The 14,425-nt window shown below is 36.7% G+C and carries 16 protein-coding genes and 2 tRNA genes; 3 read left to right on the forward strand and 15 right to left on the reverse strand.

Annotated features, from left to right (window positions below; genetic code table 11):
* Positions 1 to 75: 75 nt before the first annotated feature.
* The 13 genes from MRZ19_RS07680 to MRZ19_RS07740 form a co-directional block, all read right to left on the reverse strand.
* Positions 76 to 2,175, reverse strand: a complete 2,100-nt coding sequence (locus tag MRZ19_RS07680) for a heavy metal translocating P-type ATPase (protein ID WP_291031712.1) — start codon at positions 2,173 to 2,175, stop codon at positions 76 to 78.
* An 8-nt stretch (positions 2,176 to 2,183) separates the two neighbouring features.
* Entirely contained in the window at positions 2,184 to 2,522 is a 339-nt protein-coding gene (locus tag MRZ19_RS07685) for a YtxH domain-containing protein (protein ID WP_291031713.1), read from the reverse strand.
* Position 2,523: 1 nt separating this feature from the next.
* Positions 2,524 to 2,871, reverse strand: a complete 348-nt coding sequence (locus tag MRZ19_RS07690; protein WP_291031714.1) for a hypothetical protein — start codon at positions 2,869 to 2,871, stop codon at positions 2,524 to 2,526.
* A complete protein-coding gene (locus MRZ19_RS07695; RefSeq protein WP_291031715.1) occupies positions 2,865 to 3,155 on the reverse strand; it encodes a YtxH domain-containing protein in 291 nt (96 codons plus the stop codon). Before MRZ19_RS07695 ends, MRZ19_RS07690 begins: the two co-directional genes overlap by 7 nt.
* Positions 3,156 to 3,158: 3 nt before the next feature.
* Positions 3,159 to 3,761, reverse strand: a complete 603-nt coding sequence (locus tag MRZ19_RS07700) for a hypothetical protein (protein WP_291031716.1) — start codon at positions 3,759 to 3,761, stop codon at positions 3,159 to 3,161.
* Complete coding sequence (locus tag MRZ19_RS07705; protein WP_291031717.1) at positions 3,758 to 4,123, reverse strand: HMA2 domain-containing protein; 366 nt, start codon at positions 4,121 to 4,123, stop codon at positions 3,758 to 3,760. The genes MRZ19_RS07700 and MRZ19_RS07705 overlap by 4 nt, the downstream gene beginning before the upstream one ends.
* 168 nt (positions 4,124 to 4,291) lie before the next feature.
* Positions 4,292 to 5,134 (reverse strand): rod shape-determining protein MreC, encoded by an 843-nt coding sequence (gene mreC, locus MRZ19_RS07710; protein WP_291031718.1) that lies wholly within the window; start codon positions 5,132 to 5,134, stop codon positions 4,292 to 4,294.
* A 9-nt stretch (positions 5,135 to 5,143) separates the two neighbouring features.
* Positions 5,144 to 6,178, reverse strand: coding sequence for a rod shape-determining protein (locus tag MRZ19_RS07715; protein WP_291031719.1), 1,035 nt, complete (start codon positions 6,176 to 6,178; stop codon positions 5,144 to 5,146).
* 22 nt (positions 6,179 to 6,200) lie between these two features.
* Positions 6,201 to 7,445, reverse strand: coding sequence for an ATP-dependent Clp protease ATP-binding subunit ClpX (gene clpX, locus MRZ19_RS07720; RefSeq protein ID WP_291031720.1), 1,245 nt, complete (start codon positions 7,443 to 7,445; stop codon positions 6,201 to 6,203).
* Positions 7,438 to 8,244 (reverse strand): acyl-ACP--UDP-N-acetylglucosamine O-acyltransferase, encoded by an 807-nt coding sequence (lpxA, locus tag MRZ19_RS07725; RefSeq protein WP_291031721.1) that lies wholly within the window; start codon positions 8,242 to 8,244, stop codon positions 7,438 to 7,440. The genes clpX and lpxA overlap by 8 nt, the downstream gene beginning before the upstream one ends.
* Positions 8,241 to 8,711: a 3-hydroxyacyl-ACP dehydratase FabZ gene (fabZ, locus tag MRZ19_RS07730; protein ID WP_291031722.1), complete on the reverse strand. Its 471-nt coding sequence runs from the start codon at positions 8,709 to 8,711 to the stop codon at positions 8,241 to 8,243. Before fabZ ends, lpxA begins: the two co-directional genes overlap by 4 nt.
* A 10-nt stretch (positions 8,712 to 8,721) precedes the next feature.
* Positions 8,722 to 10,101, reverse strand: coding sequence for a glycolate oxidase subunit GlcD (gene glcD, locus MRZ19_RS07735; protein WP_291031723.1), 1,380 nt, complete (start codon positions 10,099 to 10,101; stop codon positions 8,722 to 8,724).
* Positions 10,098 to 10,946, reverse strand: coding sequence for a plasminogen-binding N-terminal domain-containing protein (locus MRZ19_RS07740; RefSeq protein ID WP_291031724.1), 849 nt, complete (start codon positions 10,944 to 10,946; stop codon positions 10,098 to 10,100). Before MRZ19_RS07740 ends, glcD begins: the two co-directional genes overlap by 4 nt.
* 196 nt (positions 10,947 to 11,142) lie before the next feature.
* Between MRZ19_RS07740 and MRZ19_RS07745 the strand changes: the two genes are divergently transcribed.
* The 3 genes from MRZ19_RS07745 to MRZ19_RS07755 all read left to right on the forward strand — a co-directional run bounded on the left by MRZ19_RS07745 (position 11,143) and on the right by MRZ19_RS07755 (position 11,938).
* Positions 11,143 to 11,712, forward strand: a complete 570-nt coding sequence (locus MRZ19_RS07745; RefSeq protein ID WP_291031725.1) for a hypothetical protein — start codon at positions 11,143 to 11,145, stop codon at positions 11,710 to 11,712.
* A gap of 52 nt (positions 11,713 to 11,764) precedes the next feature.
* Positions 11,765 to 11,842 (forward strand) — tRNA-Met (locus MRZ19_RS07750).
* Between the two features lie 19 nt (positions 11,843 to 11,861).
* Positions 11,862 to 11,938 (forward strand) — tRNA-Arg (locus MRZ19_RS07755).
* A gap of 443 nt (positions 11,939 to 12,381) precedes the next feature.
* Here the strand turns inward: MRZ19_RS07755 and MRZ19_RS07760 are convergent.
* Positions 12,382 to 14,031 carry a cation acetate symporter gene (locus MRZ19_RS07760; RefSeq protein ID WP_291031870.1) on the reverse strand — a complete coding sequence of 550 codons (1,650 nt, stop codon included), beginning with the start codon at positions 14,029 to 14,031 and terminating at the stop codon, positions 12,382 to 12,384.
* A complete protein-coding gene (locus MRZ19_RS07765) occupies positions 14,027 to 14,371 on the reverse strand; it encodes a DUF485 domain-containing protein (RefSeq protein WP_291031726.1) in 345 nt (114 codons plus the stop codon). Before MRZ19_RS07765 ends, MRZ19_RS07760 begins: the two co-directional genes overlap by 5 nt.
* Positions 14,372 to 14,425 lie beyond the last annotated feature (54 nt).

Here is a 14,425-nt window from a genome sequence, read left to right on the forward strand (position 1 = left end):
CTTGCCATTTGCGCTGCTAAAAATCCACTTCCAGCAGTTGCTAAAATTAGTAAGAATGGCATAAAACTTTACTCCTTATCTTATACGGATTCTTTGGAGTGCATTTAAAAGCAGTCCAATAGTTGTGCCATTGTGCATAAATGCTGTTTGGATGGGGCTTAATTTTCCAAGTGTTGCCAAAATTAAAATCATAGAATTCACACCCACTGTAATTTTAAACCCTCTTTGTACCTTTTTAAGACACGCAAGCGCAAGCTCTCTAGCTTCTGCTACCGCTTCAATATCATCACGCAATAGCACCACATCTGCACTTGCCTTTGCGATGTCTGCACCCTTGTGCATACCAATGCCAATGTCTGCACGGATTAACGCTGGAGCATCGTTGATGCCATCGCCTACAAAAGCTACTTTTTTTCCCTCTTGCATAATTTGTTCTAAAATCTCTGCCTTTTGTGTGGGTAATAATTCTGCATAATAACGATTAATTCCCAACTCTTTAGCGATTTTATCTGCTTTTTGTTGTGTGTCGCCTGTTAGCATAATGATTTCCTTAATGCCACTTTTGCGCAAGCGTTCTAATGCTGTTTTTGCATTTTCTCTTAGAGAATCTTTGAGTAAAATCATACCTAAAAGCTCTTTATCATAGCCGATAAAAAGGGGCATTTCACCACTTTCTAAAATTGTTTCAATTGCTTGGTTTTGTGCCTTAAAGCTAATCCCTTCATCATCTTCTAAAAAATGTCTTGAGCCAATTATTACACTTTTGCCATTAATCTCACTTTTTACTCCGTGCGCAACAATAAAAGTTACTTCATCGTGATGAAAATGTTTAAAATCTTTGTCTTTTGCGGCTTTTACAACTGCTTGTGCAACAGGATGAAAATAATGCTCTTCAATGCTAGCAGCAAGATTTAATACTGCATCTTTATCCCAGTCGTTGTGGAATGAATACACATCAAGCACTTTTAAATCTCCTTGTGTGAGTGTGCCTGTTTTATCAAAAATAAACACTTCACTAAGTTGTAAAGATTCTAAACTTTTTGCACCCTTGATAATGATTCCTTCTTTTCCCGCACTTGAGATTGCAGATTTAAAGGTTACAGGCGTAGTAAGCTTTAAAGCGCAAGAATAGTCCGCCTGCAACACGCCAGCACTGCGCATTAAATCGCGTGTTAAAACATAAGAGAGTGCGGCAAGTCCCAAAGTAATAGGCACTAAGGAATCTGCCATTTTAGACGCATTGAGCTCTTGAGAGGATTTTTGCACTAAAGTCTCTTCAATGTAGCTTTTAATTCGCGCTGTTGCTGTTTCTTCTCCTACCGATTCTGCCCATACTTTGATTTTTCCTTCTTGCACAATTGTGCCAGAAAGCACCCTATCGCTATGCTTCTTTTGCACAGGAGTTGCTTCTCCTGTCATAGAGATTTGATTTACAAGTGCTTCTCCCTCAATAATATGTCCATCAACTAAAATCGTATCGCCTGCACCAATGACAACAATATCGCTAACTTTCAACTCTTCACTTGGAATCTGTTTTAAAACACTTTTGCCTTCTTCTATGTATTCAACCCAAGCTAAACCGCTCTTTTGCTTTGCTAACTCTTTAATTAAATCATCGCTTTTATACATTGTCATTTCTTCAATGTATTCGCCAAGTGCTAGCATAAAATTTGTAGAGTTTGCTGTTTTAAAGTCTTTTAAACACAAAGAAATTGCAACTGCCATTGCTTCTAGAGAACGGGAATTGATTCCGTGCGTAAAGGTTTCTTTTAATCCGCTAAAGAGCAAAGGAGCAGATGCAACAAGAGAGAATCCAAGTTGTGCTGTGGTGTTATTTAATAAAGGAGAGAACAATAACGCACTCCCAGCGCGCGCCACTTCTGATGAGCTTGGAATCTCATCACGCAGTGCAAGATAACTTTCATCGTGTTTGATGGAATTTGATTCTACCGCAACGCTATCAAGGGCTTTATGGACATTTTGTTTTAGGGTTTCTAAATCTCCACAATATTGCAAAATGATATTGTTTAAAATGGCATTAACACGCACATTACTTACATTTGGTGTTTCTTCTAAAGCCACGCGAAGTTGTATGGGGTTTACCCTGAAGCTACTTTTGCAAATGTATTTAAAACGCACCCTTTTAGCTGTTGCGTGGAGTAGAATTAATCGCATTTTCTGCCTTAGATTTTATTGGTATCGTTAATTTCTGCTTTTGCATCCTCATAGCGCTCTTTTAATTCTTCAATTCCACTTTCAAAGAGACTGCTAATCTTTGCAAAGCCTTTAAAGATTGCTTTTTGTGCATTTTCATTGGTTAAAATAAAAGTTGCAGCAGTCCCTATGAGTGCACCTTTTATGAAGACTTGCTTAGAATTGTTGGCATCTAGTAAGCCCCCTAAAAAGTTTTGCGTATTGTTTTGTGTGTTATTTTGAGAATTATTTTCTCCTTGATTTTGCATACTTTGTTCTCCGTTGTTTATATTCTTGATGTAGGGATTATTTGGGTTTGGCTGTGTCATATTAGTCCTTTGTTAGAAATTTTGAAGCGGTGCAACAGCTTTTATTAGCGAGTGTTCGGATTCCATACACGCTTGCTGCTCCAATAGCTACAAATGTAGTGGCTTCAATGATTCCTTGTGCAGTTGATTTGGTATTGCTCCCTAAGGCATTTGCCGCTGCTATTCCACAAGCTGTAAGGATTCCGCCTTCAACACTTGCTTTTATTGTTTTAGTGATAGCCTCTTGCTTATTAATTTCATTGCGTTTATATTTTGCATACGCACAGGCTCCACTTAACATAAATGCGATAAGCCCCCCGCTAATTGCGTGTCCTGTAACAGAACGCGGAGTTCCTGTATTTACTACCATTTGTTATCCTTTATTTTTGTTGTTTTGCGCGTTATTTGTGTTTTTTGTGCTTGCGGTTCTTCTGTTTTGGATTCTGTATTGAGCGCATTTGCAAGGCTTGTCTTTGCATAGTTTAATGCATTGCTAGAAATCTCTTTGCCTTTATTAATGCTATTGCTTAAACCTTTTTGAATGTTTTCAGAAAGTTCGCTATTGCTTAATTTTTGCTTGATTTGTTCTCTTTTTGTGAATAATAGTGCAACTCCTGCACCAACTGCTAATCCTGCAACAAATGGTAATGCCATAATTTACTCCTTATTCTTTTGATTTAAAAGTTCATTAAAAATAATGACGCCAAAAGCACCTGCAATGACGCCACCCATTAATGAATAGTTTAATTTACCTAAAAAGCCTTCTAGCTGTTCTTGTGTAAGATTTCCCTCCTTTAGCCTTGTAACCATCTCGCCTGTTTCATTTAAAAGTTCTTTGCCATTATTGAGTATGTCCATCATATTCATCGCATTGTCTTGCGCATATTGAGAAAGTGCATTTTGTAATGCTGGGATATGATTGTTAAAGCTTGCAGCTTGCAAACGATAAAATACATCTAAAACATCTAAATCTTGTTCATTGGTAATTAAATTATTATACAGCGCAATGTTTGCATTCTCATACATAAGCGCAGTTTGTAGTGCTTCTACTTTATTGTTTGGAGGCATAATTGCATTAAAGTAGGGATTGTTAGGAATGGGGGTATTTAACTTTTGAAGTTGATAGGTCAATGCGCTGATGTGTGCAGCCTCTGCATTCTGAAGATTTACAAAAATCTCACCTAATGGGCTTGCTGACATATAAAAACTATACGACTTATATTCATCGTCTAATGCTAATAATAAATTCTCTGCACTCATACAACCTCCCTTAAATTTTGATTGATAATCCTTGCGATTTCTTCTAATGATTCTCCATTTATGCAATCTTCCCAAAGTTTGGGGCTTAACAAGTTGGAATCGTAATGGATTGTAAGAGAGCCAACTAAAGGATTGAATTTAATAGAAAGAATCAAAGGAATCTTTTTTAATATTTCTAAAAGTGCCTTTGGATTAATCTTATTTTCCTGTGCAGCAGTTTTTAACTTTAAACTTGCTCTAAGACGGATTCTACCTTTTGTGTGATGCACAATTGAAAAATAATCTTTTAAAAACTGCAAATCATCAGATTTTATTTCCAAGTCTCTTAAGGTATCAAGCAATTTTGCTTTGTCGTCTCCCATAAAAATCCACTTAAAATAAATTTGTCGCAAATTTTAGAATAAAGGTTATAAAATTTTTCTTAATAAAAAAATAATGGGATTTAATAAAAATAAAAACACCTTTATATTCAATGGATTCTAAGGGTATAAAATTCTCTAAAAATTAAAAAATAAGAATCAAAAATAAAGTTAATCTTGTGTGCTAAAATTAAAAATCTTAGATTCTTCCATTTTGGATTTTGTATTTTCTTCTAAAGCAAGCTCTGCTTTTTGACTATCAATATTGACTAGCCAATAAAATGTATTTGCGCCTTCAATGGAGGGTTTAACTCTGGCAATTTGATACCCTTGCTGCTCTTCTACAGATTCCACGATACCTACAAGCACGCCGGGATAAAAAATCTCATCAAAACCGCTTGTTTGAACTTGTTCTCCTACTTCAATTTTAGGATATAAGGGGATATAATCTACTACAAAGCCTTTGTTTAAGTCGTGCTTTGCAACTCCAGGGGCTTTCTTGTCCCCTATTGTTACACTATAACTGCATTTTTCGTTACCATTTAAATAGCCTAGCAAGCGACCATTTTGCATTGTGGCAATTCCTGCTGCTTTATTTTGGATAATCAATCCAAAAATTGTATTTTCTTTTTGTTGCAATGCATCTTTTTGTTCAAGCCAAACTTTTGTGTAATTATTTATTTCCACATAGGAAATCATTCTAGTGAGTATAATTTGCATCGCACTTGGTTTGGATTCCAATGCTTGCAAAAGTGTGTCGTGTTCAATTTTTAGCGCATCGTAAGAATATTGAAGTTTTTCCTTGTCTGCAAGGGCATTTGTCAAGTTTTTAATCTGTTGCACTTGATTAAAATAGCGTGTGATAATATTTGAAAAATTATTGTTTAAATTTAGAATTCCAATTTTTACTGCATCACTTAAATATAAGACTTTTGAATGAAACTCTTTAGATATTTGTATGGAAATAAAAAAAGCAACTGCTAAGAACAATATCCAAAGAAAAAGTTTTTTCAATGTTTGCCATCACTCGTATGTAAGTTGCTGTAAGACATCAATTTCTTCTAGGGCTTTGCCTGTTCCTTTTGCCACACATAACAATGGATCATCACCTACATACACAGGAAGTTTAACAATGTCTGAAAGATACTTATCAAGTCCGCGAATTAAAGCACCACCACCTGTTAGTGCGATTCCATTCTCTACAATATCTCCTGCTAAATCTGGTGGCATTTGTTCTAGCACATCTTTGAGCGCATTTGAAATCTCTTTAAGAGTTTCTTTCATTGCTTCTCTTACATCTTCACTTGTTAGTTCAATAGAGTTTAGCAGACCGCTGACTTGATCGCGCCCTTTAACTTGCATTGAAAGTGGCTCATCAAGGCTAACTGCTGAACCAATTTGAATCTTAATTTCCTCCCCCGTGCGCTCACCAATTAATAAGCTATATTTTCTGCGCACATAATCCACAACCGCCATATCTAGTTTATCTCCAGCAGTGCGCAGAGATTTTGAAATCACAAGTCCCCCAAGAGAAATCACACCAATTTCTGTCGTCCCTCCGCCAATGTCTACTACTAAACTTCCTTTGGGTTCTTTTACGGGGAGTCCTGCCCCAATTGCTGCTGCCATTGGCTCTTCAATTAAAAAGACTTCTCTAGCTCCTGCGCTAATTGCAGATTCTCTAACAGCCTTACGCTCCACTCCTGTTAGTCCATAAGGCACGCATACGATAATCCTAGGACGTATTAGTGCTTTTCTGCGATGTGCTTTTTCAATAAAATGGCGAATCATTTTTTCTGTCATATCAAAATCTGCAATCACCCCATCTTTCATAGGGCGCACAGCTGTAATGCTTCCGGGTGTTTTGCCTACCATTTCTTTGGCTTCTTGTCCAACAGCTAAAATTTTGTTTTTTCCGTAACGATCATTTTGCACAGCCACAACAGAAGGTTCATTAATGATTACCCCCTGTCCTTTGACTAGGACAATCGTATTTGCTGTCCCAAGATCAATGGAGATATCGTGTGAAAACCAACCAATTATTTTATCTATTAACATTTTCTCTCTCTTTTGTGTAGATTTAAGCACTTTTTTTGCTTGTTTTTTTCTGCTTTACTAGCATTGGTTTTGCTTCTTTTAATACAGCTTCTTTTGTGATAATCACTTCATAGTCTTTAAGTTCTGGTAAATCATACATCACATCTAGCATAATGTCTTCTAAAATTGCACGCAAACCTCTAGCCCCAGTCTTCCTAGAAATTGCAAGTTCTGCTATTTCTTCTAATGCTTCTTCTTTAAAAGTGAGTTGCGCACCATCAAGTGCAAAAAGTTTTTTATATTGCTTTGTGAGTGCATTTTTTGGTTTTTGTAGAATTTCTACCATTGCTTCTTTTGTGATTTCTTCAAGTGTTGCAAACATATGCAAACGCCCGATGAGTTCAGGGATTAAGCCATAATTTACTAAATCATCAGGTTCAACAAGCTCTAATGCATATTCCGATTCCATCTTTTTGCCTTGTTTATTTTGGAATCCTAGCGTATTTCCTCCAAGCCTACGCGCAATAATATCCTTTAGCCCATCAAATGCACCTCCACAAATAAATAAAATGTCTTTTGTGTTAATCTGAATGAAATCTTGATTAGGATGTTTTCTGCCGCCCTTTGGTGGGACATTTACCACACTTCCTTCAATGATTTTTAAAAGTGCTTGTTGCACGCCTTCCCCTGAAACATCGCGTGTAATAGAGCGATTTTCTGAAAGTCTTGAAATTTTATCAATTTCATCAATGAAAACGATTCCTTTTTGTGCTTTTTCCACATCTCCATTTGCTTCTTGTAAAAGCCTTGTTAAAATGTTTTCCACATCTTCACCCACATACCCTGCCTCTGTTAGACTTGTTGCATCGCAAATGGCAATGGGAATGTTTAAAAATTTCGCCAAAGTTTGTGCCATTAGCGTTTTTCCACTTCCTGTTGGACCAATTAGTAGAATGTTAGACTTTGTGATTTCTGTGTCATCTTCTTGTGTTGCAGTCCCTTGTAGCACGCGTTTGTAATGATTATACACTGCAACACTGAAAACCTTTTTTGCCTTTTCTTGTCCAATGACATACGCATCAAGTGTTGTTTTTAATTCCTTTGGAGGGACAATTTTGAAATCACTTATCTCTTTTTCTGTTTCTTCGTCTTTGTGGTGTTCTATTCCAAATAACAAGTTATAAGATGCAATAATGCAGTTTTTACAAATACAAGCACCATTACCGGAAATTAAGGGATTTTTAATAGATTCCTTACTTTTACAAAAATCACAAATTCTATCACTCATAATTCTTCCTTACAAATGGGATTCCACGCGTGGAATCTATTATAAATTGACACATTTTTATAACATTTCCATCTTGTAGATTTTCCTCTAAAATTTCTTTGGCAATCTCTTTAATGGGTGCGTTGCCTAAAAATAGGCGTTTGTAAGCATTGTGAATTTTATCCACTTGGTGGTGTTCAAAGCTTTTGCGCAATCTATGCAAGTTTAGCCCGCGAATTACTGCACGATTCCCCTCTGCCATACAAAAGGGTGGAATGTCTTGTGAAAGTGCGCTTGCCCCTGCAATCATTGCATAATCCCCAACTTTCACAAACTGATGAATAGGTGTTAAGCCCCCAATATTAATGTAGTTTCCAAGCACAATATGTCCGCCTAGCGTTGCTCCATTTGCTAAAATGCAAGAATCCCCAACAATGCAATCGTGCGCAATATGCACATACGCCATTAGTAAATTTTTGCTTCCAATAATGGTTTTCCCGCCTCCACCTTCTGTGCCGGGATTTATCATCGTAAATTCTCTAATTTTATTATAATCCCCAAAAATTAGTGCATTTGGTTCACCATTATACTTTAAATCCTGTGGTTGCGTTCCAAGTACCGCATTTGGAAAAATTTCATTTCCTTTACCTAGAGTTGTGTTGCCAAGAATTGTTACGCAATGATAAAGCTTGCAGCCATCACCAATTTTTACATCTTTTCCAATCACACTATAATGTCCAATTTCTACATTTTCTCCAATGATTGCCCCCTCTTCAATGATGGCTGTTTTGGCAATTTTTGCTGACTTTGCGACGCTCACTTTTGTGCCTTTTTTTCTGCATTATCCACAACCATTGCCTTAAGCTCCGCTTCTGCAACAAGCTTATTATCCACATATGCATAGCCTTGAAGCACCCAAATCCCCCCTTTTTGCTTCAAAACCTCTAGCTTATACACAAGCTTATCACCGGGAATTACAGGATTTCTAAATTTTGCTTTATCAATGCTCATAAAATACACAATCTTATCGCCATTATTGTATGCTTCCTCTCCAAACATACTCACAAATGCCAAAACACCGCCTGTTTGTGCCATTCCTTCAATAATATATACACCCGGATAAATTGGTTGAATGGGAAAATGCCCATTGAATACATCTTCATTGATTGTTATGTTTTTATACCCTTCAATGTTTGTATTTGGTGTAATTGTTGTAACCCTATCTACTAATAATAACGGATAGCGGTGCGGTAAAATTTCACGAATCTTTTGCACATCAAAAATCATTTTACTCCTTTTATAGTCCCATTTTTCCCGGATTTAAAATATTGTTTGGATCAAAGGCTTGTTTAATGGAACGGAATAATTGCATCTCTTCTTGTGAAAATGCTAGATGCATAAAAGGTGCTTTAGATAATCCGATTCCGTGTTCTCCACTAAGCGTTCCACCAAGTTCTACCGTGATTTCAAAAATCTCTTCAATTGCCTTATGTCCTTTTTCTAATTCCTGTGGATTTGTGCCATCTACCATCACATTTGTATGCACATTTCCATCACCAGTATGCCCAAAACACGGAATCACAACGCCATACTTTTTAGATACTGCAGCTATTCTTTCTAAAAGCTCTGGAAGTTTTGCGCGCGGCACAGTGATGTCTTCATTTATTTTTTTACTTCCATAAATAGTGATGCTAGGACTTGCATTTTTGCGCGCAAACCATAAATCTGCTGCTTCTTGCTCGTTGTTTGCTTTAATAAAATCTATTGCACCATTTTCGCGGAATTTTTCCTCCACCTTACTTAATTGATAGGCAATCTCTTCTTGCAAGTTGCCATCAACTTCGGTGATTAAAATTGCTCCTGCGTCCTTTGGCAAGCCTTTATTGAATTTCTCTTCTACTGCTCTAATGCTAAGATTGTCTAAAAATTCCATTGCAACAGGAGTAACTCCGCTTGCCATTGTTTTATACACTGCATTCATTGCTGATTGTATGCTAGGAAATATACCCATTGCGCTTTGTCTGTGCTTTGGTTTGCTAAGAAGTTTGAGTGTGATCTCTGTGATCACTCCAAGAGTGCCTTCGCTTGCAATAAGGATTCCAGCAATATTATATCCCGCCACATCTTTAATTGTCTTTTTGCCTGCACGGATTACATCTCCATTTGGGAGAACAGCCCGTAGAGCCATCACATAATCTTTTGTGATTCCGTATTTTGCAGCACGCATTCCTCCAGCATTCTCACTGACATTTCCGCCAAGTGTAGAGTAATGCTCACTTGCAGGATCTGGCGGGTAAAACAATCCTACAGCTTCCACTGCCTTTTGAAGTTGCATATTTACAACTCCGGGTTGGACGCGTGCTACCATATTTTCCATATCAATTTCTAAGATTTGATTCATATGCTTTTCTAGTGCTAGCACAACACCACCATTAACAGCTAGTGAGCCTCCTGTAAAGCCACTTCCTGCACCGCGTGGAATGATTGGGATTAAATGTGTGTTGCAATATTTTAAAATAGCACTCACTTCTTCTTCGTTATGCGGAAATACTACACATTCTGGATATTTACGCTCTTTTGTAGCATCGTAGCAATATGCACTTAAATGCGCTTTATCGCTAAAACATTCATTCTTGCCAACAATAGCTTCAAGATCCTTGATGTTTTGATGAGTCATCTTGCGCCTTTAGAAAATATTTTAATTTGATTTGTGAAATACTTTGTAACACGCCCAAAAAATGTTGCATCTTCATCACTAATGTCGCCTTTTAAAAGTGCATCAAAATACAAATAATAATCGCGCGTTGTTACATTATTGATTAAGTAGGTAAACCAGTTTTGGTTGTCAATTCCAATGCGCGAGAAAAAAGGTAGCATTCTTTCATCAACTGGTGCGCGCCCTGTAATGTAGTCTTTTTTTATGGCTATAAAAGTTTGGCAATCTAATGCTTGCCCTTCATTAAGATTGACTAAATACACAATTCCAGCAGCATATTGCGTGCAAACTTTACGAAAATCTCCCTTTACGGGTGAAGTGTGTCCAACATCCATTAAATATGCTGCTAGCAAATCTGGGTGTAACCAAGTAACATCGGGATATGCTGCCTGAATTTTTTCATAGATTTCTTGAGAAGGAGCTACCAAAAATGCGCGATCATTAAAAGAGCGAAAAATCACTTCATCACCCTTCTTGGGAAAAAGGATTGGTGCTGGAAAAGCCCCTTGTTCTAAGCCTTCAAATGGTTCAAAGGCTATTTTTGCGCGTGCATCTTTAATTTCTACAACTGCAGCCCTAGCGACAATTGTTGAATGTTCTTTTGTAAACCAACGCACAATCTCACCACTCTCGCCAACTTTCAAATCAAACGCTGGAACATAGGCGTAATGTTTGGGATCTTTATCTAATTCCACAATGGGAACAATTAATTTATTGCCAAAAGGAGAAGCATAGGACAAAATGCTAAAAAGCGCAATCAATAAAGAATATTTTAAGAAGTCTTGAAAGGAATTTAAAAATTTCATAAGCAAACCCTTTTAAAAGCCAATAATTGCTGCAATTAAATGTTTAAAAAACTAGAAACAAACATTGGGATTTTAATTTATATTTGCTTAAAGCGTGGCAATGTTTTGTGTATTTTCTTGCATTATTGGGTTTAAATTGTGGAATCTTTTTTGCTTAAAGTGTGGATTATTTATGATTTTGAAAGGATTAATTTGAATGCTTGTTAATAGAAGTTTAAACGCACCGGGCTTAAATGAAATTTTCAACGATGCACAAAAGGTGCAATCCCATAAAAATATGCAACACATTGATGCAATTAATCCACAAAATCAGGAGCAGGATTCTGCATTTAAAGAGCGTGTAACTTATGGGCTTGTAAGCCTTGAAATAATGAGTGATGAGCAATATAAAGCATTTGAGCGTGTTACTGCTAATATGTCGCCTAATGAGAAAATTGCTGTAGCACAGATTCTAACGCGCGCTGGAAATCTAAGTGCTAGCGTTGAGCATATAAGGGAACAAGAAAGAGCAGTTGCTGACCAAAATGTAAAAAGCGCACAAGGCTTTTTGGGCATTACACAGGATGGTTGGAAAGAAGTGGCAAAGGAATTTCAAGAAAATCTTAATCACTTAGAGGGAATCTACACAAAAAGTTATAATAAAAACATTACAAGCAATTATAATGACATTTTGCGTAAGAATGATGAAGCCAAGACACAACGCATTTTAAGAGAGTTTAGCCACGCAATTTATAGCGGTAGTGTGCGCATAGACACAATGGGTTAGTCTTTATCATTTTTTAAAGAAAAGAATATTACAATCCGCATTCCACTTTTTTGCCAAGGTAGCTCAGCTGGTTTAGAGCGCTGGTCTCATAAGCCGGAGGTCGGGGGTTCGAGTCCCCCCTTTGGTACCACTTTAAATTTTCTATTAATGCGCTCATAGCTCAGCTGGATAGAGCAACGGCCTTCTAAGCCGTAGGTCAGAGGTTCGAATCCTCTTGGGCGTACCACTTTAGCCAATGCTCCCATTTTAGATTCTATTAGCTGCTAAATAAGCTTTTTAAGCATTGATTCCCTTTTGCACATAAGAAAAGGCGATTTTGACAAAAATAATTTAAATTTTAAAAAGTAAGAAATTTGTAAGCTAAAGTGCAAGGAAAATATAGGGTTTGCAAAGCCTTTTAGGATTTTAAATTTTCCAAACAAGAGAAGGAGAACCTGAAAATTGCAAGCATTTTTCTTCCTTATTGCTTGTAAGATTTAAAATCCTAAAAGGCTTTTTAAGAGTTTGTAAGTTCCCTTAAATAGAATCTAAAAAGTTGGAATTAGAATTTAAAACACTAAAAGACTTGTTTTGATATAAAAACCAACAATGCGATTCCAACCTTATGAAGCTTCAGTTATTTAAGAAGTTTTAAAGAGTTCGCAAAACCGCCAAAAGCGGAATCGCAAATCAATGTGCTACCGCTTCGCTAATCCCAACTCCGCTTTGTGCGCGAAAGTCTTGTGCGTCAAACCCTGCTCTATCTACTTTTGCACGCTTGCTATTGTCTAGTTTTGAGATGAAGTAAATAAGCATAAAAGTTAATGGCATAGAGAAAAGTGCTGGGTGGTCATAAGGAAAAATTGCTTCTGCAAATCCAAAGCTTTTTACCCAAATGCTAGGGCTTAAAAGCACCATAGTAACTACTACTACAAGCCCGATTAATCCGCCCCAAAATACCCCTTTTGTTGTCAGTCCCTTCCAATAAATGCTTAAAAGTAAAATCGGAAAATTTACACTAGCAGCAATTGCAAAGGCAAGCCCAACGGTAAATGCAACATTTTGATTTTCAAACACAATTCCTAAAATAATCGCAAAAATTCCGATTCCAATTGTGGCAATTCTTGTTACTTGCATTTCAAGTTTTGAATCGCATTGTCCATTTTTGCAAACATTAACAAATAAATCGTGAGAAATTGCTCCAGCTCCAGAAATTGCTAGTCCAGCAACGACTGCCAAAATCGTAGCAAACGCAACTGCAGAGATAAATCCCAAGAAGAAATCCCCACCAATAGCCTGTGCAAGAGTGATTGCTACCATATTTGAGATTCCATTAAAGCTACCATCAGCATTTGTAAATTCTGGATTTCCAAGCAATAGTGCTATTGCTCCAAATCCAATAATAAAAGTTAAGATATAAAAATATCCGATTAATCCTGTTGCATAAAACACAGATTTTCTAGCTTCTTTTGCATCTTTTACGGTAAAAAAGCGCATTAAAATGTGTGGCAACCCTGCTGTTCCAAACATTAGCGCAAGCCCTAAAGAGAGTGCAGAAATCGTATTGGGTAAGAATCCACCCGGAAGCATTATTGCCTCTCCTTTTGGATGATTTTGCACCGCTTGTGTAAAATAATAAGTCAAATCAAATTTTGTTATGTATAAAATCATTAATGCCATAAAAGTTGCTCCGCCAAGCAATAAAATTGCTTTTATGATTTGCACCCAAGTTGTTGCGTGCATTCCTCCAAAGACAACATAGCAAATTATTAAGATTCCTACAAGCACGACAGCCATAGTGTAAGGAAGTCCAAATAAAAGTTGAATGAGCTGTCCAGCACCCACCATTTGAGCAATGAGATAAAACACAATCACGCTAAGTGCAGAAACTGCCGAAATCACGCGAATAGGCTTTGCATTTAAGCGATATGCCGTAATATCTGCAAAGGTAAATTTGCCAAGGTTTCTAAATTTTTCTGCGATTAAAAATAAGATAATAGGCCAGCCCGCAAGGAATCCAATAGAATAAATCAATCCATCAAAGCCATTTGTGAAAACAAGTGCTGTAATCCCAAGAAAACTAGCAGCACTCATAAAATCTCCAGCAATTGCCGTCCCATTTTGCAAACCTGTGATATTTCCGCCTGCTGTGTAAAATCCACTTGCGCTTTGGCTTTTTTTGTTTGAATAATAAGTGATTAACAATGTAGCGCATACAAAAATTAGAAACATTGTTACCGCAATAGGATTAAACGCCTTTTGTGTGACATTTTCTACATCAAAACTTGCTGCATTGGCAAAGCTAATATTAACAAGCAATGCGCTAAAGATTAGTTTAATATTTTTTGCCATTTTTCAAATCCTCCAATGCTCCACTTTGCTCTAGGCTTTGTAAAATCTCCTCTTGCTTCTTATCAAAATATTGATTTGCAAAAAATGTATAAAGCCCTGTAACTACGATACATAAGATAATTAGAAAGATTCCAACAATAATACCAAGTGTAATAAAGCTAGGACCTAAATGGTATCCTAAAACATCTGGAAAAAGCCCAATGCTAACCACAAAGGCATAGTAACACACTAAAACAATAGCAGATAACCATAATGCTATTTTGTTTCTAAAAGAAACAAACTTTTTAAATGCTTGGATGGATTGCTGATAATCTAAATTTTCATTCATCAATACTCCTTATAAATTAAAATGAATTTTTGTAATGCTACAAAAAATTTTACA

The sequence above is a fragment of the Helicobacter sp. genome (assembly GCF_022770205.1).
Classification (GTDB): domain Bacteria; phylum Campylobacterota; class Campylobacteria; order Campylobacterales; family Helicobacteraceae; genus Helicobacter_D.